General features: G+C 31.8%; 22 protein-coding genes and 2 riboswitches. Of the genes, 19 read left to right on the plus strand and 3 right to left on the minus strand.

The window, feature by feature from the left end:
• The 3 genes from L988_RS10125 to L988_RS10135 form a co-directional block, all read left to right on the plus strand.
• Positions 1–562 (plus strand): RNA-guided endonuclease TnpB family protein (locus tag L988_RS10125; RefSeq protein ID WP_047383950.1); only part of this gene is annotated, 562 nt, incomplete at its 5' end.
• 124 nt (positions 563–686) lie between these two features.
• Positions 687–1,196 carry a glycosyltransferase family 9 protein gene (locus L988_RS10130; protein ID WP_047383951.1) on the plus strand — a complete coding sequence of 170 codons (510 nt, stop codon included), beginning with the start codon at positions 687–689 and terminating at the stop codon, positions 1,194–1,196.
• 52 nt (positions 1,197–1,248) lie between these two features.
• Positions 1,249–1,995 carry a YebC/PmpR family DNA-binding transcriptional regulator gene (locus L988_RS10135; protein WP_047383953.1) on the plus strand — a complete coding sequence of 249 codons (747 nt, stop codon included), beginning with the start codon at positions 1,249–1,251 and terminating at the stop codon, positions 1,993–1,995.
• Positions 1,996–2,040: 45 nt separating this feature from the next.
• Here L988_RS10135 and L988_RS10140 read toward each other — a convergent pair whose 3' ends face one another.
• Positions 2,041–2,505 (minus strand): hypothetical protein, encoded by a 465-nt coding sequence (locus L988_RS10140; protein WP_047383955.1) that lies wholly within the window; start codon positions 2,503–2,505, stop codon positions 2,041–2,043.
• A gap of 76 nt (positions 2,506–2,581) precedes the next feature.
• Positions 2,582–2,657, minus strand: a riboswitch (cyclic di-GMP riboswitch).
• A gap of 169 nt (positions 2,658–2,826) precedes the next feature.
• On the opposite strand from L988_RS10140, the gene recG reads away from it, so the two are divergent.
• Complete coding sequence (gene recG / locus L988_RS10145; RefSeq protein ID WP_369797082.1) at positions 2,827–4,887, plus strand: ATP-dependent DNA helicase RecG; 2,061 nt, start codon at positions 2,827–2,829, stop codon at positions 4,885–4,887.
• Between the two features lie 52 nt (positions 4,888–4,939).
• Positions 4,940–6,649: a proline--tRNA ligase gene (locus L988_RS10150; protein WP_047383959.1), complete on the plus strand. Its 1,710-nt coding sequence runs from the start codon at positions 4,940–4,942 to the stop codon at positions 6,647–6,649.
• A gap of 56 nt (positions 6,650–6,705) precedes the next feature.
• On the opposite strand, the gene L988_RS10155 is transcribed toward L988_RS10150, so the two are convergent.
• Positions 6,706–7,278: a sigma-70 family RNA polymerase sigma factor gene (locus tag L988_RS10155; RefSeq protein ID WP_047383960.1), complete on the minus strand. Its 573-nt coding sequence runs from the start codon at positions 7,276–7,278 to the stop codon at positions 6,706–6,708.
• Between the two features lie 268 nt (positions 7,279–7,546).
• Between L988_RS10155 and L988_RS10160 the strand changes: the two genes are divergently transcribed.
• Together L988_RS10160 and L988_RS10165 are read left to right on the plus strand one after the other, a co-directional pair.
• Complete coding sequence (locus L988_RS10160) at positions 7,547–7,906, plus strand: hypothetical protein (protein ID WP_197053425.1); 360 nt, start codon at positions 7,547–7,549, stop codon at positions 7,904–7,906.
• Positions 7,907–7,918: 12 nt separating this feature from the next.
• Complete coding sequence (locus tag L988_RS10165; protein WP_047383964.1) at positions 7,919–8,704, plus strand: family 1 encapsulin nanocompartment shell protein; 786 nt, start codon at positions 7,919–7,921, stop codon at positions 8,702–8,704.
• Between the two features lie 128 nt (positions 8,705–8,832).
• On the opposite strand, the gene L988_RS13310 is transcribed toward L988_RS10165, so the two are convergent.
• On the minus strand, positions 8,833–9,579 hold the full coding sequence (locus tag L988_RS13310) for an outer membrane protein (protein ID WP_052191806.1): 747 nt from the start codon (positions 9,577–9,579) through the stop codon (positions 8,833–8,835).
• Positions 9,580–9,765: 186 nt separating this feature from the next.
• Here L988_RS13310 and L988_RS10175 point away from each other — a divergent pair, with 186 nt between their 5' ends.
• The 12 genes from L988_RS10175 (at position 9,766) to rpmF (ending at position 19,384) form a co-directional block, all read left to right on the plus strand.
• Complete coding sequence (locus tag L988_RS10175; protein ID WP_047383966.1) at positions 9,766–10,716, plus strand: RluA family pseudouridine synthase; 951 nt, start codon at positions 9,766–9,768, stop codon at positions 10,714–10,716.
• A gap of 39 nt (positions 10,717–10,755) precedes the next feature.
• Complete coding sequence (locus L988_RS10180; protein WP_047384011.1) at positions 10,756–11,379, plus strand: ribonuclease HII; 624 nt, start codon at positions 10,756–10,758, stop codon at positions 11,377–11,379.
• A gap of 2 nt (positions 11,380–11,381) precedes the next feature.
• A complete protein-coding gene (locus L988_RS10185) occupies positions 11,382–11,741 on the plus strand; it encodes a YraN family protein (RefSeq protein WP_047383968.1) in 360 nt (119 codons plus the stop codon).
• On the plus strand, positions 11,725–11,946 hold the full coding sequence (locus tag L988_RS10190; RefSeq protein WP_047383969.1) for a zinc ribbon domain-containing protein: 222 nt from the start codon (positions 11,725–11,727) through the stop codon (positions 11,944–11,946). The genes L988_RS10185 and L988_RS10190 overlap by 17 nt, the downstream gene beginning before the upstream one ends.
• 94 nt (positions 11,947–12,040) lie before the next feature.
• A complete protein-coding gene (locus L988_RS10195) occupies positions 12,041–12,550 on the plus strand; it encodes a ComF family protein (protein ID WP_052191807.1) in 510 nt (169 codons plus the stop codon).
• A 20-nt stretch (positions 12,551–12,570) separates the two neighbouring features.
• Positions 12,571–13,161 carry a hypothetical protein gene (locus L988_RS10200; RefSeq protein WP_047383973.1) on the plus strand — a complete coding sequence of 197 codons (591 nt, stop codon included), beginning with the start codon at positions 12,571–12,573 and terminating at the stop codon, positions 13,159–13,161.
• Between the two features lie 114 nt (positions 13,162–13,275).
• Positions 13,276–14,034 (plus strand): triose-phosphate isomerase, encoded by a 759-nt coding sequence (gene tpiA, locus L988_RS10205; RefSeq protein ID WP_047383974.1) that lies wholly within the window; start codon positions 13,276–13,278, stop codon positions 14,032–14,034.
• Between the two features lie 23 nt (positions 14,035–14,057).
• Positions 14,058–15,578, plus strand: coding sequence for a 2,3-bisphosphoglycerate-independent phosphoglycerate mutase (gpmI, locus tag L988_RS10210; RefSeq protein WP_047383976.1), 1,521 nt, complete (start codon positions 14,058–14,060; stop codon positions 15,576–15,578).
• Between the two features lie 55 nt (positions 15,579–15,633).
• A riboswitch (Lysine riboswitch) is annotated at positions 15,634–15,806 on the plus strand.
• A gap of 101 nt (positions 15,807–15,907) precedes the next feature.
• Positions 15,908–17,392, plus strand: a complete 1,485-nt coding sequence (locus L988_RS10215; RefSeq protein WP_047383978.1) for a Na+/H+ antiporter NhaC family protein — start codon at positions 15,908–15,910, stop codon at positions 17,390–17,392.
• A 105-nt stretch (positions 17,393–17,497) separates the two neighbouring features.
• Complete coding sequence (ychF, locus tag L988_RS10220; RefSeq protein WP_047383979.1) at positions 17,498–18,592, plus strand: redox-regulated ATPase YchF; 1,095 nt, start codon at positions 17,498–17,500, stop codon at positions 18,590–18,592.
• A 90-nt stretch (positions 18,593–18,682) separates the two neighbouring features.
• Positions 18,683–19,165, plus strand: coding sequence for a DUF177 domain-containing protein (locus L988_RS10225; protein ID WP_052191808.1), 483 nt, complete (start codon positions 18,683–18,685; stop codon positions 19,163–19,165).
• A 36-nt stretch (positions 19,166–19,201) separates the two neighbouring features.
• Positions 19,202–19,384, plus strand: a complete 183-nt coding sequence (gene rpmF, locus L988_RS10230) for a 50S ribosomal protein L32 (RefSeq protein WP_047383983.1) — start codon at positions 19,202–19,204, stop codon at positions 19,382–19,384.
• The last annotated feature ends 14 nt before the right edge of the window (positions 19,385–19,398 follow it).

Below are 19,398 nucleotides of genomic sequence, written 5' to 3' on the forward strand. Positions count from 1 at the left end.
TGTTGGGCTTGATTTTTCTATGAAAGAATTGTTCGTTAGCTCTGAAGACCAAAGAGCTGATTATCCAAGATTCTTCAGAAAATTAGAAGCTAAACTCGCTAAAGCTGCGCAAGAACTTTCTCGTAAAGTTAAATTTTCTAGCAACTGGAATAAGGCTAAATTAAAAGTCGCTAAAATTCATCAATCTATCAAAAACAGTAGAAAAGACTTTCTTCACAAATTATCAAGAGAATTAGTTACAAAGCATAATGCGATTATCATCGAAGACCTTAATATGAAAGGTATGAGTGGAGCACTAAACTTTGGCAAGTCTGTTTCTGATAACGGCTGGGGATTATTCACGGTCATGCTTCAGTACAAGGCTATGTTTTTAGGAAAACAAGTAATAAAAATAGATAGGTGGTTTCCATCTTCTAAAACTTGTTCTTCTTGTGGAAATATAAAAGATTCACTTTCTTTAGGCGATAGAATATATAACTGTGAATGTGGTCATACTATGGATAGAGATTTAAATGCAAGTATAAATATTCGTGAAGCTGGTAGAACTCTACTAGCTTATTAAACATATATCAGGTTAGGAACTAGCCGTAGAGCGTGATTAAGATATCTTAAATTACTAAGATACTTCCCACGAAGCCCCGTCCTCTTTAGGGCGGGGTAGTTCACCCTCTGTAATATGTAAAAGTTTGAAAGAGACTTATCCAGATGCAAAGATAGATTATGTTTTATACGATTATGTGGCACCTCTATTTGAACACCAGAACTATTTGAATAAAGTAATATCAATATCTAAAGCTAAGCAGAAGAATCCGTTTAAATATTTAAAAAAAGTTTGGAGTGTGGCTAGAGAGGATTATGATATCGTTATAGATATAATGTCTATACCTAAAAGTGAGTTGTTCACACTATTTTCTAACTGTGACTTGTTTGTTGGAAACGAGGGTGGACCTAGACATTTAGCACAAGCTATAGATATACCCAGTTTTGCAATATTTAGTCCAAACTCTAATAAAATGGAGTGGTTATCAAGAGACAATCCAAGACACGAGGGATTGGAGCCTAAAGATATTTTGACAGGAGATGGTTATGAAAAGTTATCTTATGAGGAGAAATATAGTTTGATAACGCCTGAGAAAGTATTAGAAGAGGTTGAGAGAAAAATACTCCTAGTGCCCAAATATATTGAAAAAAACTAGGGGTTGTGATAAAATTTAAATAGATATTTTTAAAAAATGAGGAGGAATTTTTGTGGCAGGACATAGTAAATGGTCTAACATAAAGCATAGAAAAGGTGCTCAAGACATTAAAAGAGGAAAGATATTTACAAAATTAGGAAAAGAGTTAACAATCGCAGCTAAAGAAGCTGGAGGAGATCCTAACTTCAACCCTAGATTAAGACTTGCGATAGATAAAGCAAAGGCTGCTAATATGCCAAAAGATAACCTAGAAAGAGCTATCAAAAAAGGAACTGGAGAGCTTGAAGGTGTAGATTACATGGAGATTAGATATGAAGGATACGGTCCAGAAGGAACTGCTTTCATAGTAGAAGTTGTAACAGATAATAAAAATAGATCGGCTTCAGAAGTAAGAGCTGCTTTCTCTAGAAGAAATGGAAACCTTGGAACAGATGGTGCTGTTGCTTGGATGTTCGCTAAAAAAGGGGAAATAATCATTACTGGAGAGGGATTAGATGCTGATGAGCTTATGATGGCTGCTTTAGAAGCTGGTGCTGAAGATGTTAAAGAGGAGGACGGAGAGTTCACTGTTTTAACAGAGCCTGCGGATTGTAATACTGTAGCTGAAGAGTTAAAAAAAGCTGGTTATAATGTAACTGAAGCTGAAGTGTCAATGATTCCTGACAATAAAGTTCAAATAACTGATTTAGATACAGCTAAGAAAGTTATGGCTTTATATGAAGCTTTAGATGACTTAGATGACGTAAATGATGTTTACTCAAACTTTGATATATCTGATGAATTATTAGAACAATTATAGAAATAAAAAAAACTGAGGACATCAATTCCTCAGTTTTTCTTTATATTAATTATATTTAACTGCAACCTTTAAAGAACCAGTGTATTCTCCAACAGGTAAGTTTGTAACATTAACTACAGAATCAAAAGAGAACGTTAAGTTTCCATTGTTATCTAAAGTAGGATTTGAGATATCTCCGTTAGTTACTTTTCTATTGCTAGTATAAAAATCTAATGTTTCACTTCCTCCAACTCTAGTTAAATGACTGTTTGAAAATGAGTCTAATTTTTGATCATTAATCTTAAATTCAATTTTTTGTCCAGGTGTTCCGTTAATGAAGAAGTTTCTACTTACTTTTTCGCTATGTCCGCTGTTTTGAACAAGATTACCAAATTGGATATGCCCGTCATGGCTAACAGTTAGTGGTTTAACAATTTTCGCATTGATATTCATAGTGTCTGATTGAACAACAGAATTAGCAAAAGCCGTCATAGATAAAGTTAAAGATAATAAAGTTAATATTTTTTTCATTGTGTGTTCCCTCCCGATTAGTTATATAAAGTGATAAAAAAATAAAAAAGCCAATTGCAACATTATCTTTTCAGATAAGTGCAACTGGCTGTCATTTTAAAGACCCTATAGCTTTGCGTCATAAGGTTTCCCTTACTTTGCCTATTTAATTTATACAAGTATAATATATTAAAAAATAAAAAAAGTCAAATAATTTTTTCAAAAAAAATGAAAATAAAATTTTCACGAACGCTTGATTTTTAAAGGTTTATATGGGATGGATAGCAGGTATTATAAAGAGTACAAAACTCTATTTCTTTGTGTTATAATAAAAAAAAGGTGGTGATTATGATTTATAAAAACATTTATAGAGAGATAGAACTTTTTAATTTAAAAGGAGTATCAAAAGCGACATATCTGAAATTAAAAAAATTGAATATTGAAAGTTTGTATGATCTTATCTATTATTTTCCAAGAGCATATGATGATAGAACAAACTTAAAGAGAATTGGAGAGTTAAAAGGTGATGAATATGTTGTATTAAAAGGAAGTATAATGAATATATCAGCTCCACCCACAAGAACTGGAATGAAGATGATAAAAGCCACTATAAATGATGGAACTGGAGTTCTTGAAGTAGTTTGGTTTCAGAGACCATATTTGAGAAACAGTTTAAAAATAGGTGAGGAGTATATTTTTATTGGAAATGTAAAAAGAGGATATACTTTTCAGATGACGAATCCAGAATTTAAACTATATAAAGGACAAGAAAACAACGGGGAGATCCTTCCAATATATAGCTCTATAAAAGAGTTTACTCAAAATAATCTAAGAAAAATATTAAAGGAAGCCTTAAAAGAGTATGTTAATATATTTGAAGAGAATATTCCAGAAGAGGTTTTAAAAAAATATAATTTGATGCCAAGAACAAAAGCTTTAAATGAGATACATTATCCAACTAATTCAAGAAACTTAGAGGAAGCTAAAAGGAGATTTGCAGTAGAGGAACTTTTAGTTTTGGAGATGGGTATTTTACAAAAGCGTTTTGAAGTTGATTTGACAAACAGTGGAATCTATAAAATAGAAGGAAAAAAAGAGCTGGTTTCAAAGTATCTTTCAGGTTTATCATTTAAATTAACAACTGCTCAAAAAAGAGTTATAACAGAGATTTATAAAGGATTAAATGCAGGTAAGATTATAAACTATCTAATTCAAGGTGACGTAGGAAGCGGAAAGACTATAGTTGCAGTTTTACTACTATTATATATGGTAGAAAATGGATATCAAGGAGTGTTGATGGCTCCAACAGAGATATTAGCAACTCAGCACTATTTATCTATTTATGAAACTTTAGAAAGTTTGGATGTAAAAGTAGATCTTTTGACAGGTAGCATAAAGGGAAAGAAAAAAGATGAGTTATTAAAAAGAATAGAAACTGGAGAAACGAATATTGTCATAGGAACACATGCTATAATAGAGGATAGCGTTCAATTCAATAAACTTGGTCTAGTAGTGATAGATGAACAACACAGATTTGGAGTTTTACAGAGAAAAAGATTGAGAGATAAAGGGATTTTGGCAAATCTAATAGTTATGAGTGCAACTCCAATTCCAAGATCTTTAGCTTTAAGTATATATGGTGATTTAGATGTATCTGTGATAGATGAACTTCCACCAGGAAGAAAGCCTATAAAGACTAAGTGGATAAGTGAAGATGTTGATGAAGAAAAGATGTATTATTTTATAGATAAAAAATTAAAAGAGGGAAGGCAAGCGTATTTTGTAGCTTCATTAATCGATGAGAGCGATAAACTATCGGCAAAATCAACAGAAGAGTTATATGCAGAAGTATCAAAAAACCTCCCAGGATATAAAGTAGGAATTTTACATGGAAGAATGAAAAATAAAGAAAAAGATGAAGTGATGCATCAATTTAAAAATCATAATTTAGATATACTTGTTTCAACTTTAGTAATAGAGGTTGGAGTAAATGTGCCTAACTCAAGTATAATGGTTATAACAAATTCAGAGAGATTTGGATTAGCTACTCTACATCAGTTGAGAGGAAGAGTTGGAAGAGGAGAGCATCAATCTTACTGCTTCTTACTATCAAATACTGAGAATGACAACTCAGCAGCTAGATTAAAAGTTTTAGAAAATACAGAGGATGGATTCAAAATAGCTGAAGAGGATCTGCGACTCAGAAAAGCGGGAGAGATTTTCGGTGTGAAACAAAGCGGATTAAGTGACTTGAAATTTATAGATATAGTTCATGATGTAAAAACTATAAAATTGGTTAAGGATATATGTACCGAATATCTAATAAAAAATGAAGGAAAGATAAATCATAAAGTTTTAGAAGAGGATATTGATGAAAAGTTTAACAAAAGTTTGACCTCGTAAAAGATGTTATGATAAAATATGAGGTAAAATTAATTAAAAGAGTGGAGGAAATATGAGATTAAGTAGATATTATGTAAAGACTCTAAAGGAAACTCCTAAAGAGGCAGAGGTAATCAGTCATAAACTATTACTTAGATCAGGTATGATCAAAAGATTAGCGAGTGGAGTTTACACATACCTTCCTTTAGGTTTAAAAGCTTTAAAGAAAGTTGAAAACATCGTAAGAGAAGAGATGAATAGAGCTGGAGCTCAAGAGATATTCATGCCAGTTTTACAACCAGCAGAACTTTGGAAAGAGAGTGGAAGATGGGATGTAATGGGTGCTGAAATGATGAGAATTCAAGACAGACATTCAAGAGAGTTCGCATTAGGACCAACACATGAAGAGGTAATAACAGATATAATTAGAAATGATATATCATCATATAAGGCCTTACCATTAAACTTATACCAAATTCAAACTAAATTTAGAGATGAAAGAAGACCTAGATTTGGACTTATGAGAGGAAGAGAGTTTATGATGAAAGATGCATACTCATTCCATGCAACAAAAGAGTCTTTAGATGAAGAATTCGAAAATATGAAAGCAGCTTATACAAGAGTTTTCGAAAGATGTGGACTTAAATTCAGAGCGGTTGAAGCTGATTCAGGAGCTATCGGTGGAAGTGGATCACAAGAGTTCCATGTATTAGCAGAATCTGGAGAGGATGAAATCATTTACTGTACATCATGTGAGTATGCTGCAAACGTTGAAACTGCAACGAGTATAATAACTGATGTGCCAAAAGTAGAAGCAAAAGAGTTAGAGCTAATGGATACACCAAATGTATCGAAAATAACAGAGATTGCTGAGTTTTTAAATATACCTACAGCACAAACAGTAAAAGCTATGATGTATAAAGATGTTGTAACAGATGAAGTTTACATGGTTCTTATAAGAGGAGACTTCGAAGTAAACGAAGTTAAGTTAAAGAATATAATTGATACAATCGATGTTGCATTATTAAATGATACTGAAATAGAGGAATTAGGATTAATTAAAGGATTCATAGGACCAGTAGGAATTGATGAAACAAAAATTAAGTTGATAGCTGACAAGAGTATAATTGGTATTTCTAACCATACAGCTGGTGGAAATAAAATAGATACACACTTTATAAATGCAAACTACGGAAGAGATTACACAGCTTCAATAGTTGCAGATGTAAGAACAGTAACTGTAGGAGAGAAATGTCCTAAGTGTGAAGGAGAGCTAGCAAGTGCAAGAGGAATAGAAAGTGGACATATCTTTAAATTAGGAGATAAGTACTCTAAAGCTCTAAATGCAACATTCTTAGATGTAAATGGAAAGAGTCAAGTTATTGAGATGGGATGTTATGGAATTGGAGTTTCAAGAACTTTAGCATCATCAATCGAGCAAAATAACGATGAGAATGGAATTATTTGGCCATCATCAATAGCTCCATTTGTAGTTGAAGTAATTCCTGCAAATATGAAAGCTGAGGATCAAGTAGCTCTAGCTGAAGAGATTTATAATGCATTTGGAGATGCTAATATAGATGTAGCTTTAGATGACAGAGACGAAAGAATCGGATTCAAATTTAAAGATGGAGATTTAATAGGATATCCGTTTAAAGTAGTTGCTGGTAAAAAAGCTGCGGAAGGAATTGTTGAGTTAAAGATAAGAAGAACAAATGAAACTTTAGAAATATCTAAAGATGAGGTTGTTTCGAAAGTAAAAGAGTTAATGAAAAAGTATTAATAGTATAAAAGGAGAACTTAATTGTGAGTTCTCCTTTTTGTTTGAAATATATATTATTATTTTGAATAATTTTGTAGATATGAGATAATTTTCTTTTTAATTCTTTGAATAGTATTATCTATTTTTTTAGGTGGCTCATTTAAAAAATCAGCAATTTCAATATATGTGTATTCTTTGCAAAGATATGTGAAAACTTTTTTTTCTAAAAAGCTTAGATTGTCATTAAGGAAAGTTGTAAGAAGATTAACAAGTTCCTTACCTAAAAATATATCCTCTGGAGAGTAGAAACCTAAAGATGGTGAGGTGTAGTGAACATTTTCTTCATGAGTTGAATATCCTTCGCCTTGCATAGCTTGATTTAAATTTTTATATTTGTCAGAGTTGTGATTTTTTACAGCTGTAATCATCTGTCTTCTGATGCAAAGGTTTGCGAAAGTGCTAAAACAAGCATTTCGACTTTCATCATAAGATTTAATTGCTTTCATGAGTCCAATAAACCCCTCTTGCATTAAATCATCACTATCTCCTCCTTTTAAAAAGAAAGAAAGATTATTTTTATAAATTGTTCCATGATACTCTTTTAGAATTTTTTCGATTGATTCTTCATCACCACTTTGGGCTAAAATAATATCTTTTTTTCAATCATGGCTTTCTCCCCCAATTCTTTAAAATTAAAATAAAAAATTAAAATAAAAATACCGTATTTTTCAAAAATATAAAACAATAGTACGATATTATAATATCAAAAAAAATGAAAGTAATCTATATTTCAAATTTTCCTTATTTGAATTACTATTTGAAGCATCAAAATTAAATTTATTTTTTATTAAAAAAGGAAATGAGAAGAAATGGCATAATAAACAAATTAGAGATTGTTTTAAAATGTGGAGGTGTTTTATGCTGAGTGGAATTAGTAAAAAAGCGACAGATTTAGACTTTGCAATTCAAAGTTTAAAAGAGGAATTACAAGCGGTAGATGACTATAATCAAAGAGCTGAAATGGCCGAAGATCCAGAATTAAAAGAGATTTTGATTCATAATAGAAATGAAGAGATGGAACATGCTGTTATGGTGATTGAATGGATGAGAAGAAATGAATTTGAATTTGGAAAAGAGTTAGAGGATTATATATTTAGACAGGGTAAAATAGTGGGAATAGAAGCTCAACTTATGGGAAGAGATGGAGCTCCTATAAAAGAAGAGGTAAAAGAGATGAATAATACAAGATCGTTAAATATAGGATCATTAAAAAAATAAGGGGGTAAAGAGATGGATTTCTTAAAAAAAGAGTTAGCACCAATAAGTGCAAATGTATGGAAAGATATAGAAGATAGAGCGAGAGAGGTTTTAACTACTCAACTTTCAGCTAGAAGATTTGTGAAAGTTACAGGACCGGTAGGTGTAGGAAATGGAGGTCTTAACACAGGAAGATTAGCTATTCATAAAAAGGATGATTTAGCTTATGGAGTATATAAAATCCAACCGTTTGTTGAAAATAGAATAACTTTCACATTGAATAGATGGGAATTAGATAACCTTGATAGAGGTGCAAAAGATATAGATTATACAAATTTAGATGAGGCTTTGAAAAAAGCTGCAAAATTTGAAGAGGAAGCGATTTATTTTGGATTAGATGAAGCGTGTATAGTTGGACTCTTAAAAGATGAATCTAAATTAATTGAATTTGGAAAGACAGAAGAGGAAACTATAAAAAATTTAATGTATGGTGTTTCGAAATTAAGAAATACAGGATTTGCAAAAGGACCTTATGCATTAGTTGTGGGACTTGAAAAATATATATATTTAAATATGGTAAATTTGAATAATCCATTAGTAAAAAGATTAGAAAAAATACTTGGAATGCCAGTGATTGTTTCTAATAATATAACTGGTGCTCTTTTACTTCCTTATGATGATGAAAATATTGAGTTAGTTTTAGCTGAAGACTTCTCTTTAGGCTATCAAGGGCATTGTAATAAAGAGGTTGAACTATTTGTAACAGAAACATTTACATTTAGAATTATTGACGATGCAAAAGTTGTTGGGTATAAGTAAAATTAATGAAAGAGGTGATGTTCAATCACCTCTTTATTTTTTTTTAGAATATGAAAAAAGGTAGAATCAAATATTCAGATTCTACCTTTAACTATTTAATAAATTAGGAGTTATTTGAAAAATGCTTTTTACCAGATGTTAAATCTATATCCAACTGATAGAGTAACTCTTTCATAGTCATTATCAAACTTCTCTTGAACATCGCCACTAACTTTACTCTTAGCGTAGTTAGCTCCATAAAGAACATCTACGTTGAATGCTTGATATTCCCATCCAATACCTGCAGCCCAATATAAACCGTCGTCTACACTAGTTCCATAGCTACCAGTTGGAGTATCATAGTTTTTAGAATCAAAGTTAAATGAGTATCCTACATTAGCTTTTAAATAAGGAGTAACAGCCCAATCCCAGTAATTTATATTATATCTACCAGTAAGGTATAAAGGAACCGATTTGTACTCTACACCAGAATATCCTTCAGACGCTTTTCTATCCATATGGTGTTGATAAGCAACTCCAAGTCCTAAATCAAATTTATCCCAAGCTTTATAAGCTTCTAAAGCGATTTCTCCACCGAAATCCTCTGTTTTATTAGAAAGGTTATATCTGTCAAGAGTTGTATCATTTTTAGAGAAATCTCCATATTCACTCCAGAAATCCCATCCACCTCTTAAATTGATATATCCCCAAGGATTAGCAGCAACAGGAACAACAACTTCTTCAAGAATTACAGGTTCATTAACAACCTCTTTTGAGCTAGTAACTGGCTCTCTAACTACTTCTTTCGAACTAGTAACTGGTCTAACAACCTCTTTTGCTTGAGCAACTGATGTTAAAACAAATAAAGAACATGCTAAAAGTGCTAACTTTTTCATAAAATAAACCTCCTCGTTTAATTAATTGTGCTTAAATTTTAAAATAGAACAAAGTTTTTAACCGTTCTGTAACATATATACAACTAAAATTTGTGAATTCTTTTTTTTCTTTTAATATTTTTGTAATAGAAAATAAGTTGTGATATAATTTTGATTAGAAAGTATAAGGAAAATGGGAAGTGGATAATGAATAACTATAAAGAAATTATAGAAATAAAAGTTGAAGAAAAAGATAAAGGAAAAAGATTGGATGCCTTTTTAAGTGAAGTTCTTGAAGAGGCAACAAGAAGTTATATTCAAAAGTTAATAGATAACGATAATATTAGTATAGATAATAAAAACAAAACGAAAAGTGGGAATAAATTAAAAGGAAAGGAAACTATAGTAGTGAGAATTCCTGAGGATGAAATTCTAGAAGTTTTACCTGAAGATTTACCGATAGACATAGTTTATGAAGATAAAGATATGGTTGTTATAAATAAAGATCCTGGAGTTATAGTACATCCAGCACAAGGTTTTTATACTGGAACTTTGGTGAATGCGGTTCTTTATCATATTAAAGATTTGTCAACGATAAATGGAGTGATAAGACCAGGTATAGTTCATAGATTAGATAAAGATACAAGTGGATTGATAGTTATAGCTAAAAATGATGTAGCTCATGTAAAGTTGACGGATATGTTCAAGGATAAAACTATTGAAAAAAGATATGTATGTATTTGTAAAGGTAATTTTAAAAATCAAAGCGGAAGAATAGAAACGCTTATAGGTAGAGATTCAAGAGATAGAAAAAAGATGGCGGTTGTATCAGAAAACGGTAAAATAGCAATAACTAATTATGAAGTTATAGATAGCGTAGATGGTTTTTCTTTAGTTGAAGTTGGAATTGAAACTGGTAGAACTCATCAAATAAGAGTTCATATGAAAAGTTTAAATCACCCAATTTTAGGAGATGAAACTTATGGTAATTCATCAGAATTAGCAAAACGTCAAATGTTACACTCTTATTATTTGAAATTTTTGCATCCAATAACAGGGATAGAAACTGTAATTTTAGGTCCGTTGAAAGATGACTTTAAAAATGTAGCAAAGAGATTAAAGTTAGATTTAACAAAGATAGTGAGAATGTATAAATAATAAAGGAAAAAATATATGATTCAGGTAGAAAGTAGGGTAATGGAGAAAAATATGGAAAACAAAAATATGATGTACTTTTTTGATCTTGAAAATGGTAATATTATAGGTGTTGATGAAGCTGGAAGAGGACCACTTGCGGGACCTGTTGTTGCAGCAGCAGCAAAATTAAAAAAATACGATGAAAGATTAGAAAAAATAAATGATTCAAAAAAATTGACAGAAAAAATGAGAGATCAACTATTTGATGTAGTTATGGAAAACTTTGAAATTGGAGTTGGTGTAGCTGATGTTGCCGAGATAGATGAATTGAATATTTTAAATGCAACGTTTTTAGCTATGAGAAGAGCAATATCTAATTTAAATAAAGAAGTAGATTTTGATAAAGTTTTAGTTGATGGAAATCACAAAATAAGAGAGTATTTAGGAGAGCAAGATCCCGTTATAAAAGGGGATTCTAAAAGTCTATCGATAGCAGCAGCGTCTATAATAGCTAAAGTTACAAGAGATAGAATGATGATTGATATAGCTGAGAAATATCCTGAGTATCAATTCCAAAAACATAAAGGTTATGGTACTGTTGTACATAGAGGTGTAATATTAGATAAAGGACCTATAGAGGGAGTTCATAGAAAAAGTTTCTTAAAGAAAATTTTAGGAGAGTAGTTATGAATAAAAGAAGCAAGGGAAGAGAGTATGAAATTAGAGCTAAAGAGTATTTAGAGGATCTAGACATTAAAATTTTAGAGATGAATTATGAAGGCTTTTTTGGTGAGATAGATATTGTCGGATACGATGGAACGACTCTTGTTTTTTTTGAAGTGAAATATAGAAAAAATAATTTATTTGGTATGCCACAAGAGGCGATAGATAAAAAAAAGATAAAGAAAATATACCTTACAGCAAAGGAGTTTATAAGAAAAAATAGATTAGATAGTGAAAAGATACGATTTGATGCTATAATTTTTTTCAAAGATGATGTAGAATGGCTCAAGAATATTTTTTGGGGTGATGAACTTGGAATATAGATGTCTAAAATGTGGTAGTGATAAATATATAGTTAAAACAGCTGTGATACCAGAAAAAAGTCCAGGGTTAAAAATAGAGATAGGAACTTATTATATAAAAACATGTGTGGAATGTGGTTACACAGAGTTTTATTCAGCGAAGATAGTTGATAAAGAGTTCGCAAAAAATAAAAAGGCAAAAAAATATGCTAAAGCAACTCCTTAGAAAATTGATTTTTGACAATAGGTGTACTATATGTGGTAAAAACTTAAAGAGTGAAAGCTATCTTTGTTTTAAGTGCTCTATCAAATTAAGAGAGATGAGTAGTTTAAAACAAATGGGAAATCTTTACTATTTGTATTACTATACAGATGTAAAAAAGATGATTTTTGATTTCAAATTTAAAAATAGGAAAGATATAGCAAAAGATTTAAGTGTATTTGTAAAAGAGGCAGTAGAAAATATACTAGAAAAAGAAAAAATAGATATGATAATATCCATCCCGATAAATAAAAAAAGATTTTTAGAAAGAGGATACAATCAGGTAGATGAATTGCTAAAATCTTCAGAGATTGATTTTGTTAAAATAGAAAGAATAAAAAATACTAAGTATATGTATAAGATTAAAGGTAATCTTAAAAGAGAAGAAAATGTTAAAAAAGCCTTTAAAATTGAGGGGGATTATTTCGAAAAAACAATTTTAATTGTCGATGATATTGTTACTACAGGAGCTACTTTAAAAGAGTTAGAACGAGAATTAAAAGAGCGACACAAAGTAAAGAAAGTTATTTTTTTTACTTTAGCAGCAGTTAGGGAATACTTTAAATAATTAATTAAGGATGGGTGAAAATGGAGATTTTTATAAATGGTGAAAAGGTAAGTTTAGGGATAAGAACAACAAGGTTGTTGAATGTTTTAGAGAAGTTAGAGGCCAATGTTATAAAACATGGAGAAGTGATTGTAGAGTTAAAATTAGATGGTGAGATGGTCGATGGCAGAGCATTACCGTTGAATAAAAAAGTAAGAGTGTTGGAATTGACAACACGTTCGCATAGAGAAATTTTGATAGAGTCACTATATTTGTTAGAGTCATATAGCAATAAGTTTTTTGATAATTTAGATGATATATCAGAAGATGAACAAGATTTATCAAAAGTTATTGAAATGGTAAGTTTTGTTGAATGGGTTTTAGGCATAGTTTTATCGTTAAAAGAGGCAACGGCGATAGATTTATTATATACTGATTACGATGAGTATGCAGATGATTTTAAAAAGTATGCCGAAGAAGTATTTGAGGCGTTTAAAAAAGAAGAGTTTGGTGAGGTTTTAGAAGTTCTAGAAGGAGCTGTTTCACCGTTAGTAGATGACCTATTACTGAATCATAAAGATTATTTAAGAGAGGTTTTGAAAGAAGAACGTAGAAAGAAATTGCTAAATTAGAGAAAAAAATACTCAATTTAGGATGAAAATATAGACAACATGGTGCGTGTTAAAAAGATAGAAATTATGTTATTATAAACTTAAAATTAATAAAAAATTTGGAGGGAGAAAATTATGAGAAAAACTATAATTGCAGGAAACTGGAAAATGAATAAAACTGTAGCGGAAACAAAAGCTACATTAACTGAGTTAAAAGAGTTAACAAATGGTGTAGAGGGAGTAGAAATCGTAATAGGTGCTCCATTCACAGCTTTAGAATCAGCAGTGAAGACAGTTGAAGGATCAAATGTTGCAATAGCTGCACAAAACATGCATACAAAAGATTCAGGAGCATATACAGGAGAAATCTCTCCAGTTATGTTAAAAGAGATTGGGGTAAAGTATGTAATCTTAGGACATTCAGAAAGAAGAGAATACTTCCACGAATCTAATGCTTTCATTAACGAAAAAGTAAAAGCAGCTTTAGCTCACGATTTAATTCCAATTCTTTGTATCGGAGAAAAATTAGAAGAAAGAGAATCAGGAAAAACTGCTGAAGTAAACGAAAAGCAAGTAAGAGAAGGAATGGCAGGTTTAACAGCTGAAGAGGCAGTTAAAGTTGTAGTTGCTTACGAGCCAGTATGGGCTATCGGAACAGGAAAAACAGCTACTCCAGAGATGGCTGAAGAAACTCATAAAGAGATTAGAGATGTTTTAGTAGCTATGTTTGGTGCTGAGGCAGCAGCAGAAATTACAATCCAATACGGAGGGTCAATGAATGCTAAGAATGCAGCTGAATTATTAGCTATGGAGAATATAGATGGAGGACTTGTTGGAGGAGCCTCTTTAGATGCACCAACATTTATTCAAGTTATAAAAGCAGGAGCAAGATAATCAAAAAAATAGGAGGCTTAAAAATGGCTAAAAAACCTTTAATGTTAATGGTTCTTGATGGATGGGGATACAATCCACACTCTGAAGAGAAAAATGCTATCGCAACAGCAAAACCAGAAAATTTCGAAAGACTATTTAATAGTTATCCACATACATTAATAAAAGCTTCAGGAGAAGCTGTAGGATTACCAGAAGGACAAATGGGGAACTCAGAAGTAGGGCACTTAAATTTAGGTGCTGGAAGAGTAATCTATCAACCACTTGTAGAGATTTCAAAAGAGATCAGAGATGGTGAGTTTTACGATAAAGCTAAAGTTGTAGAAGCGTTCAACTATGCTAAAGAAAATGATAAGAGCATCCACTTCATGGGACTTTTATCTGATGGAGGAGTTCACTCTCACATCAATCATTTATTCGGTTTATTAGAAATGGCTAAAAAAACTGGATTAACTAAAGTTTATATTCATGCGTTCATGGATGGAAGAGATACAGCTCCAACATCTGGATTAGAGTTCATGAAAGCTTTAGTTGCTAAAACTGAAGAGTTAGGTGTAGGAACAATAGCTTCAATCTCTGGAAGATACTTATCTATGGATAGAGATACAAACTGGGATAGAACAGAAAAAGCTTATGATGCAATCGTAGGAAAGTTACCTGTAACAAATAAAACAGCTATAGAAGTTATTGAAGAGTCTTATGCTGCAAATATTACAGATGAGTTTATAGCGCCAGCTTTATTATCAGCAGATGGAATAGTAAAAAAAGGCGATGTAATTGTTAACTTTAACTATAGACCAGATAGAGCTAGACAAATAACTAGAGCTTTTGTTGATAAAGAGTTTGTAGGATTTGAAAGAGAAGCTTTAGAGCCTAAATTCTACTGCATGAGACAATATGCAAGTACTATAGATGCTGAAGTTATCTATGAAGATAAAGATATCGTTAATACGTTAGGAGAAGTTATTTCTGCTAATAAATTAGCTCAATTAAGAACAGCTGAGACAGAAAAGTATGCTCATGTTACATTCTTCTTTAATGGAGGAAAAGAAACTGAGTTCAATGGTGAAGAAAGAATACTTGTAGCTTCTCCAAAAGTTGCTACGTATGATTTACAACCAGAGATGTCAGCTCCAGAATTAACATCTAAAGTTTTAGAGGCTTTAAACTCTGATAAGTTTGATGTTATTATAATGAACTTTGCTAACCCAGATATGGTTGGACATACAGGTGTATTTGATGCAGCTGTAAAAGCTGTTCAAGCTGTAGACAAGGGAGTAGGAGCTATCGTAAATAAAGTTCTTGAGTTAGATGGAACTGTGTTAATTACAGCTGACCATGGAAATGCTGAGAAGATGGAAGATCCAACAACTCATCAACCATTTACAGCTCACACAACTTATGAAGTACCATTTATCTACGTTTCGAATCACTTTAAAGGTGAGTTAAACCACGGTAAACTAGCTGACGTAGCACCTACGATGTTAGAAATCTTAAATATTGAGAAACCTGCTGAAATGAACGGTGTTTCTTTAATAAAAAAATAATTGACATCGCAAACAAATAATGATACTATAATTTAAAAGTTTCGAACAATTTAATATTTTAGGTAGAGGTTGCAAATAACATGAGTATTTTAAATGAGCCGGACAGGTGTTGATGTTAAAAGAAAGGGAAATTTGCCGAAATGGAGATTATGTCAAAAGTCTTTGTTGGGAGTATAGAGAATATCTATACTACTGTCACTGAGAAATCAGTGTTGTGCTATCCAAAAATTTGTGATATATTTTGCAGATTAGCTACCGTATTTTTTATACGGTAGTTTTTTTTACCTAAAATTTCAGAGGAACTAAAAAAATAACTTGGAGGTTTTAGGATGAACACAATAATTGAACTATTGAAATTAAGTCCAGTAGCAGTATTGGCAGCACTTATGTTTATGGGATATGACGCTCTTATAGCAGCACCTATAGCAACAGTTTATGCAGCACTTGTAGCAGGATTTGTAGAGAAGAAAAAAGTGAATGATATAATAGAGGCAGTAATAAATAATGCAAAAGAGATGCAAGTAGCATTCTTTATATTGATGGTAGCTTATGCAATGGCTGAAGTATTTATGTCAACTGGAGTAGGGGCTTCAATTATAAACTTAGCATTGAATGTTGGACTTACAGGAAGAACTGTAGCAGTTGTAGGAATAGTTGTTACATCAGTATTATCTATAGCAACAGGAACAAGCTGGGGAACATTTGCAGCGTGTGCACCGATATTTTTATGGCTTAACCATATTGTTGGTGGAAATATAGCTTTAACAGTTGGAGCGATAGCAGGAGGGGCATGTTTCGGAGATAATATAGGACTTATATCTGATACAACTATAGTTAGTTCTGGAATTCAAAAAGTTGAAGTTATAAAAAGAATTAGACATCAAGGATATTGGTCAGGATTAGTTTTACTTCTAGGAATAGTAGCATTCTATATTGCTGGAGTTTCGATGGGATTACCAACAACAACTGGGGATGCAGCAACAGCGATTGGTCAGATACCAGAAGAGGTTTGGACAGTTCTAGCTGAAAAGAGAGAGTCAGCAGTTACACTTTTAAATCAAGTTAAAGATGGTGTTCCAACATATATGATAATACCTTTAGTGCTTGTTTTAATAGCAGCTTTCAAAGGATTAACAACACTACTTTGTTTGTTTATTGGAATATTCTCAGCTTACGGATTGGGATTAATAGCTGGAACAGTTGAAAATACTGGAGCATTTTTAGATTTACTTTACTCTGGATTTGAAGGAGCGGGTTCTTGGGTAATTGTAATGATGATGTGGGTTGCAGCTTTCGGTGGAATAATGAAATTGATGGATGCATTTAGACCACTATCTAATATAGTAGTAAAAGTATCAAGAAATGTAAGACAATTAATGTTCTGTAATGGATTATTATCAATCTTAGGAAATGCAGGATTAGCTGATGAGATGGCACAAATAGTAACTATGGGACCAATCATTAGAGAGATTGTTGAGAAAAATGTAGAAGGTTCAGAAGAGGATATAGAAACATTAAGACTTAGAAATGCAACATTTAGTGATGCATTAGGAGTATTTGGATCTCAATTAATACCTTGGCATGTTTATATAGGATTCTACTTAGGAATTGCTCAAGCAGTTTATCCACTATACAACTTTACAGCTATGGATATTATTAAATATAACTTCTTAGCTTTAATAGCAGTTTCAACAATACTAATTGCAACATTGACAGGATTAGATAGATTGATACCAAGATTTGGATTACCAAGTGAACCAAAAGTAAGATTGAAAAAATCTACACAAACTAGCTGTGTAGCTGAAGAGGCATAGAAAATAAAAACTCTCACCATATAAAGTGAGGGTTTTTTTATTTACAAAAGGTTAGAGATGTGGTAAAATCTAAAGTAAAATAAAATTTCAGGAGGAATCTCTAAGATGATAGGTATAGGAATAGTAGGACTTCCAAATGTTGGAAAGTCAACTCTGTTTAATGCAATAACAAAAGCTGGAGCAGCGGAAGCGGCAAACTACCCGTTTTGTACAATAGAACCAAATGTTGGAATGGTAACAGTTCCAGATTCAAGATTAGATGAGTTATCAAAAATAATTAATCCTCAAAGAGTTCAAAATGCAACAGTTGAATTCGTAGATATAGCTGGTTTAGTTGAAGGAGCAGCAAAAGGTGAAGGGTTAGGAAACAAATTCTTATCAAATATCAGAACTACAGCTGCAATATGTCAAGTTGTTAGATGTTTTGAAGATGAAAATATCATTCACGTAAGTGGAAGTGTAGATCCAATAAGAGATATCGAAATAATAAATGGAGAGTTAATCTTAGCTGATATGGAAACTATCGAAAAAGCTATCGAGAAACAATCAAAGTTATTTAAATCTAAAAATAAAGAAGCTATGGTTTTAATGCCAGTTTTAGAAAAGTGTAAAGCACACTTAGATGAATATAAAATGTTAAAAACTTTAATTTTAACACCAGAAGAGCAAGAGTTAATAAGAACTTACCAACTTTTAACTCAGAAACCAATGATGTTCGCAGCTAATGTTTCAGAAGATGACTTAGCAACAGGAAATGAATATGTTGAAAGAGTAAAAGATTATGCAGCTAACTTAGGAGCGGAAGTAGTAGTAGTATCTGCAAGAGTTGAATCTGAGTTACAAGAGATGGAAGACGAGGACAAGAAAGAGTTCTTAGAAGCTTTAGGAGTAGAAGAACCAGGATTAAACAGATTGATAAGAGCTGGATTTAAGTTATTAGGACTACAAACTTATTTCACGGCTGGAGTTAAAGAAGTAAGAGCTTGGACTATAAGAATCGGAGATACAGCACCAAAGGCAGCTGGAGAGATTCATACAGATTTCGAAAGAGGATTTATTAGAGCGAAAGTTGTAGGATATGAAGATTTCATAAAGTATTCTGGATGGAAAGGAGCTCAAGAAGCAGGAGTTCTTAGACTAGAAGGGAAAGAGTACATCGTTAAAGATGGAGACTTAATGGAGTTTTTATTTAACGTATAAAATTATAAAAGGTTGTTAAGAAAAATTACTTGACAACCTCTAAAAAAACTAGTAAAATATTAAGGTATTGTAATTATAAGGAGGATAACATTGATAATAAAGCTTAGTGAAATTATTAATGAATCAGAGGTTACCTTTGATTATGTTGAAAAAACTATAGATTCTATAGATACTCCAGAAGGTGTAACTATTAGAGGAAGAGCTTTTAAAGACGATAATGGTTATGTAGTTGAAGGATCTTATAGAACAGTACTAAGGTTAGAATGTGTTAGATGTCTTACGGAGATAGAGCCTTTAATCCAAGGAGATTTTAGAGCAGAATATCTAGATCCAAAAGAGTATTCTAAGTATACTTCAAGCCTGAAGCCAGAGGAAGAGTTTGGTGATAAACACTTTGAAGAAGCTTTAAATAGCGAGATAAATATCTCTGATCTGGTAAGAGAATATATAATACTTGATTTGTCACAATATGAGGCATGTCTTCCAGAGTGTTCAGATACTTCTGAAGTAGAAAAATACTCGAAAGATGACGTTGACCCTAGGTGGCAGCAATTATTAGACATAAAATTTTAAATTTTTAAATATGATTGTATTAGGAGGGAAACTAAGATGGCAGTACCTAAGAAGAAAACTTCAAAAGCTAAGAAAAACATGAGAAGATCTCACCACGCATTAACAGGTTCTACTTTAGCAACTTGTGACAAATGTGGATCACCAAGAAGACCACACAGAATTTGTCTTGCATGTGGAGATTACAACGGAAAGCAAGTATTAGCTACAGAAGTAGAGTAATATCTTATAAAAAA

The sequence above is a fragment of the Cetobacterium sp. ZWU0022 genome (assembly GCF_000800875.1).
In the GTDB taxonomy this organism is placed as follows: Bacteria; Fusobacteriota; Fusobacteriia; order Fusobacteriales; family Fusobacteriaceae; genus Cetobacterium_A.

What these genes read in the sequence shown, in the direction of transcription:
- ychF (WP_047383979.1), top strand. Translation starts at nt 17,498, where the DNA reads ATGATAGGTATAGGAATAGTAGGACTTCCAAATGTTGGAAAGTCAACT.
- tpiA (WP_047383974.1), top strand. Translation starts at nt 13,276, where the DNA reads ATGAGAAAAACTATAATTGCAGGAAACTGGAAAATGAATAAAACTGTA.
- L988_RS10165 (WP_047383964.1), top strand. Translation starts at nt 7,919, where the DNA reads ATGGATTTCTTAAAAAAAGAGTTAGCACCAATAAGTGCAAATGTATGG.
- L988_RS10140 (WP_047383955.1), bottom strand. Translation starts at nt 2,505, where the DNA reads ATGAAAAAAATATTAACTTTATTATCTTTAACTTTATCTATGACGGCT.
- L988_RS10215 (WP_047383978.1), top strand. Translation starts at nt 15,908, where the DNA reads ATGAACACAATAATTGAACTATTGAAATTAAGTCCAGTAGCAGTATTG.
- L988_RS10185 (WP_047383968.1), top strand. Translation starts at nt 11,382, where the DNA reads ATGAATAAAAGAAGCAAGGGAAGAGAGTATGAAATTAGAGCTAAAGAG.
- L988_RS10160 (WP_197053425.1), top strand. Translation starts at nt 7,547, where the DNA reads ATGCTGAGTGGAATTAGTAAAAAAGCGACAGATTTAGACTTTGCAATT.
- L988_RS10150 (WP_047383959.1), top strand. Translation starts at nt 4,940, where the DNA reads ATGAGATTAAGTAGATATTATGTAAAGACTCTAAAGGAAACTCCTAAA.
- L988_RS10195 (WP_052191807.1), top strand. Translation starts at nt 12,041, where the DNA reads ATGAGTAGTTTAAAACAAATGGGAAATCTTTACTATTTGTATTACTAT.
- rpmF (WP_047383983.1), top strand. Translation starts at nt 19,202, where the DNA reads ATGGCAGTACCTAAGAAGAAAACTTCAAAAGCTAAGAAAAACATGAGA.
- L988_RS10190 (WP_047383969.1), top strand. Translation starts at nt 11,725, where the DNA reads ATGAACTTGGAATATAGATGTCTAAAATGTGGTAGTGATAAATATATA.
- L988_RS13310 (WP_052191806.1), bottom strand. Translation starts at nt 9,579, where the DNA reads ATGAAAAAGTTAGCACTTTTAGCATGTTCTTTATTTGTTTTAACATCA.
- L988_RS10175 (WP_047383966.1), top strand. Translation starts at nt 9,766, where the DNA reads ATGAATAACTATAAAGAAATTATAGAAATAAAAGTTGAAGAAAAAGAT.
- L988_RS10180 (WP_047384011.1), top strand. Translation starts at nt 10,756, where the DNA reads ATGGAGAAAAATATGGAAAACAAAAATATGATGTACTTTTTTGATCTT.
- L988_RS10200 (WP_047383973.1), top strand. Translation starts at nt 12,571, where the DNA reads ATGGAGATTTTTATAAATGGTGAAAAGGTAAGTTTAGGGATAAGAACA.
- gpmI (WP_047383976.1), top strand. Translation starts at nt 14,058, where the DNA reads ATGGCTAAAAAACCTTTAATGTTAATGGTTCTTGATGGATGGGGATAC.